We start from the raw sequence: 1,641 nt of genomic DNA on the forward strand, positions 1-1,641 counted from the left end.
CACCCCGCACCGTGACGTCCAGACCCCCGCCACCCCAGCACCCCGACAGGGCCAACGACGCGGCGCAAACGACGACCAAAGGAAGCGACCGGACACGACGCATACGGGAGTTCCTCCGCGGGGGGTGAGCGCTACTGCGCGCTCACCCTACCGCCCAGGTGACCCACCGGTAGGCCCAGGCCGCACAACACGCCACCACCGAAAACCGGCCCCGGCCCGAGCCGCCGGCCACCGCGTCACATCCCCGCGATCAGCTTGTCCACCCGCTCGTCCACCGACCGGAACGGATCCTTGCACAGCACCGTCCGCTGCGCCTGATCGTTCAACTTCAGATGCACCCAGTCCACCGTGAAATCACGCCGCTTCTCCTGCGCCTTCCGGATGAACTCACCCCGCAGCCGCGCCCGCGTCGTCTGCGGCGGCACCGACTTCGCCTCGAAGATGTCCAGATCCCGCGTCACCCGGTCCACCGCGCCCCGCTTCTCCAGCAGGTAGTACAGCCCCCGCTCACGATGCACATCGTGATACGTCAGATCCAGCTGCGCCACCCGCGGCGACGACAACGGCAGATCGTACTTCCGCCGGTACCGCTCGATCAGCTTGTACTTCGTCACCCAGTCGATCTCACGCTCGACCAGATCCAGATCACCCGTCTCCACCGCCCGCAGCGTCCGCTCCCACAGCTCCAGCACCCGCTTCGCCGTCGCGTCCCCGCCGCGCGCGTCCACGAAATCACGCGCCTTCCCGAAATACTCCTGCTGGATCTCCAGCGAACTCGCCTCCCGGCCGTTCGCCAGCCGCACCTTCCGCCGCCCCGTCATGTCATGACTGACCTCACGGATCGCCCGGATCGGATTCTCCAGCGTCAGATCACGCATCACCACCCCGGCCTCGATCATCCGCAGCACCAGATCGGTCGCCCCGACCTTCAGCAGCATCGTCGTCTCACTCATGTTCGAGTCACCGACGATCACATGCAGCCGCCGGAACCGCTCCGCGTCCGCATGCGGCTCATCCCGCGTATTGATGATCGGACGCGACCGCGTCGTCGCCGACGACACACCCTCCCAGATGTGCTCCGCCCGCTGCGACACGCAGTACACCGCACCCCGCGGCGTCTGCAGCACCTTCCCCGCACCACTGATGATCTGCCTCGTCACCAGATACGGAATCAGCACATCCGCCAGCCGCCCGAACTCCCCGTGCCGCCCCACCAGGTAATTCTCATGGCAGCCGTACGAGTTCCCCGCCGAATCCGTGTTGTTCTTGAACAGATAGATGTCGCCGGCGATGCCCTCCTCGCGCAACCGCCGCTCGGCATCGACCAGCAGACCCTCCAGAATCCGCTCACCGGCCTTGTCATGCGTCACCAGATCCACGACGCTGTCGCACTCCGGCGTCGCGTACTCCGGATGACTCCCCACGTCCAGGTAGAGCCGCGCCCCATTACGCAGGAACACGTTGCTGCTACGACCCCACGACACCACCCTCCGGAACAGATAGCGCGCCACCTCGTCCGGTGACAACCGCCGCTGACCCCGGAAGGTACAGGTGACGCCGTACTCGTTCTCAAGCCCGAAGATGCGCCTGTCCACACCATGACCCTATGCGGCCCGGCCCCAACTTGGCAGTCTCTCCGCC

1 protein-coding gene is annotated in these 1,641 nt (G+C 66.3%); it reads right to left on the minus strand.

Annotated features, from left to right (window positions below; genetic code table 11):
• Nucleotides 1–236 precede the first annotated feature (236 nt).
• Entirely contained in the window at nt 237–1,595 is a 1,359-nt protein-coding gene (gene pafA / locus E1200_RS33230) for a Pup--protein ligase (protein WP_131956632.1), read from the minus strand.
• Nucleotides 1,596–1,641: the final 46 nt, after the last annotated feature.

Origin of the sequence: Actinomadura sp. GC306, from assembly GCF_004348665.1 — a bacterium.
Lineage (GTDB): Bacteria > Actinomycetota > Actinomycetes > Streptosporangiales > Streptosporangiaceae > Spirillospora.